Source organism: Bartonella rattaustraliani AUST/NH4, assembly GCF_000312565.1.
Taxonomy (GTDB): domain Bacteria; phylum Pseudomonadota; class Alphaproteobacteria; order Rhizobiales; family Rhizobiaceae; genus Bartonella; species Bartonella rattaustraliani.
On the sequence record NZ_CALW02000093.1, the window covers coordinates 1 to 3007 of the forward strand.

A 3007-nucleotide genomic window follows, 5' to 3' on the forward strand; every position below is an offset into this window, starting at 1 on the left:
CTTATTGGAAAAGCTTTTTGTATGGTAGCTAACACACTGCTTTACAAATACCAGACAAAGTTTTTCGAAGCTCAAACATGAAAACAGAACACTCAAATGATGAGCTTAATATGTTCATCTCCCCTAAAAATCAAAAAGTCTCGAAGAGAACAGCCTATCTTTTAATAAAAATGTATAGAGTTCTTCATGAGACAACGTATTCCTTCAAAGGGCATAGCAAAGAATTAGGCCCCTCTGTGTGGTTAAGAAAAAAGCGAATACCATGATATGGCTAAAAAACTTTTAAAAACAACAATGATATAACCTCAAAAAAACAACAAATATTTTCAATCAACATAGCATTTGACAAAAAATAAATCCATGCTAGGTGTTAAAATGTAGTAATTCTTAATTTAAATATCATATGTTTTTATGAACTATAAGGGGAGGAATATATGAGTATTTCACTTAATGAAGTAAAAGATGTTATTGAATTGGCTATTGAAGAGATTGAGCCAATAAGAGGGGGAAGTAAATATGCTCAGCGATGTTCAAGTTCCTCAAAATGAACTTGATGTGAATGGTTCGCTGGGCGTTTAATAATGTATTGTTAATACAGATCTGCTTATCCATCAAACTTCAAAAAGTTAAGCATATTTAATAGCATGTTTGAGTTATTTTCAGAGGGCTTTTCTCAAAAAGTTTGGGCTGAGCAACCAGTTGAGTTGTCAATTTCACACATCCCTTTCACTGAAAGAGATGTGTTGGATGCTCTAAGGCAATACGCTCTACATCCTCGTAAACTCTTAATCCTAAATCCGAAGTCATAACAGTGGTTAATGGCGTGCGGAGTCCACATCCTCTTCCAAACTTTCTTACTTTAAACACGGATAGAACTATATTTAGCAGAAACTATGCAACATGATTTGAATGAAAACATCCACGCCCTTGCCTTACAAAAACCCACACCACCCATAGCAATCAATTCTTTTGCCGTTTACCCACGCAAATTAGACTCCCTAGCACAGGTTCAATGGGCAAAGGATGTACAGATAATAAAAAATAAACCGGCACTCATTGGCAAACGTCAAATACAACCTATCACCGTTGTTTCCACAAAAAGCTCTGCCTTTGGTGGATTTGATTTTCTAACATTTACAGCACTTCATGAGAGCTGTTCTGTCCAATCCTTGAAGGAAATCAAACTTAATGGCTGCCTTTTTGACGCAGACAATCTTTTGATATCACGGCTACGACACGGTCTCATTCAAACAGATCAACAAGCCTTTTCACAAGATCATGCAACGGCTCTTTTACGAGAGCCAACGTGTCGTATTGTCAATTCTCCTCTTGGATCCCTTGCTATTAATCAACTTAATGGACGCACAATCAGACTGAATGACAAAACCAAACCTCTCTTTCTACAAGCTGAAACAGCGATGCATCTTCAACACCCGATAGAAGAAACAACAATATTTTTTATCAAAGCAGGAATGCTGCGACTGATAAAATGATAAGGATCAAAAGATGTCCCTAATAAGACCTAGTATGGGAACAGAAAACAGTATTGAGCTTCTTTACACGCTCATTCAAATGGCAAGACCACGCACAGTCATTGAAATCGGTGCGGGAGATAGCACGCGCTTGATTGCTAAAGCACTGCAAAAAGCAAAACAAGCATGGCAACAAGATAAAAAACTTTTAGAATCCTCTCCTTGGGAAGAACGTACAGCTTTGCTTGACCCTTCAGGTGTCCTTGAGAATTATCAACCACACTTAATCACCATTGATGATTTTTCAGCGGAAGGTCAGTCGGCCGAAGAAGCATGGCAAAAACTGCTGCAAGACGACGGCATCGAAAAAGACACTGTAACATTTATTAATGAGAATTTTTTCTCTCTCGATGAAAGCACTCTCAAATCTTGGGGACCAATAAATTTTGCTTGGATTGATGCTGGAATGCCCGCAGATGATGTGCGATTTGTTAGCACACTGTGGAAACATATCACCGCTAATGGTTATCTCTGTCTCCATGAACCAACCATGACAACAACCGTTGCTCTCGATGGCACTCAACGAGTTAGACGCGTCAGAACTCCTTTGTGGGAAGAAATTCTCTACCCCCTTGATGGCTCCTATGAGGCTTTAACGCTTCCCGAAAACCATAAATATCGCCAAAGTGGTCTGGGTATTATTCGCAAACGCCCCCCTGCCGAACAAATTGTACGCACATAATCGTTACAATCAGAACTCATAGAGATCAATGAACTGCCCCTTCGCAATGATCTTTTGCCTATGGGACAAGAAACACTTCACAAACGCTATACACGCAATTCACTGATTTCTGCTAACCTCACCAACATTGCGCGCTGTTTACGCTGCCATTATCCTTGGTGCAAAAAATCTTACTGATATCCTCAAACATGTCGATTGTGATGCCAAAACCATTCATAAATTGATCAATCGTCTTTTGGATCTTGGTCTTATTCAAAACACAACAGCAGGATTTCAAGCCGAAGAGACACTGTGGAAAATGCTAAAAAGTAAAAATGAGCGGAAGAGGGAAAGTTTAAACGACCGCCATTTAGAAACAGAAGAGATGCTCACAAAAATTGCTCAAGCCTTTCAAAGAGGAAAAATCTATAGCAAAACGGAAGTTTCCAAGATATGCAGCCTTTTTACGGTAGATTTTGCTAAATTACGACGCACTCTCGTTGAGAGAGGATTTTTACAACGCCATGGGGGCAAATATCAGCGCATGCGCTAAAAGAGAATTGAACGATGGTTAATTAACGCAATCGTTTTTCTTCTATACTTCAAGAGAATGGATAACCTTCCACTAAAAAATATAATTTCATTAAAAGGCTATAAAATCATTCGCTTACACATCACAAGCGGGATGAGTGTTTGGATCAAATTTGTATAAGAAAGAACTAAAAATGGCTCTTATGAACCGTCTTAAGTGCCAAGGGCTGTCGCAACATTAGGGGCTGGAAAATAGTATGATGGTACCGACTTGTTACTTCAT

Annotated in this window: 3 protein-coding genes; all 3 read left to right on the forward strand. The window is 38.9% G+C overall.

All coding sequences use genetic code 11. The features are described from left to right. The first annotated feature begins 893 nt into the window (after window positions 1-893). The 3 genes from BN67_RS12300 to BN67_RS15120 all read left to right on the forward strand — a co-directional run bounded on the left by BN67_RS12300 (window position 894) and on the right by BN67_RS15120 (window position 2746). Window positions 894-1493: a hypothetical protein gene (locus BN67_RS12300; protein ID WP_019224082.1), complete on the forward strand. Its 600-nt coding sequence runs from the start codon at window positions 894-896 to the stop codon at window positions 1491-1493. A 13-nt stretch (window positions 1494-1506) separates the two neighbouring features. Then, the gene (locus tag BN67_RS15115) at window positions 1507-2214 is read left to right on the forward strand and encodes a class I SAM-dependent methyltransferase (protein ID WP_244427064.1); all 708 of its coding nucleotides are present in this window, start codon (window positions 1507-1509) and stop codon (window positions 2212-2214) included. A 127-nt stretch (window positions 2215-2341) separates the two neighbouring features. Further along, a complete protein-coding gene (locus BN67_RS15120) occupies window positions 2342-2746 on the forward strand; it encodes a DUF2087 domain-containing protein (protein ID WP_244427065.1) in 405 nt (134 codons plus the stop codon). Window positions 2747-3007: the final 261 nt, after the last annotated feature.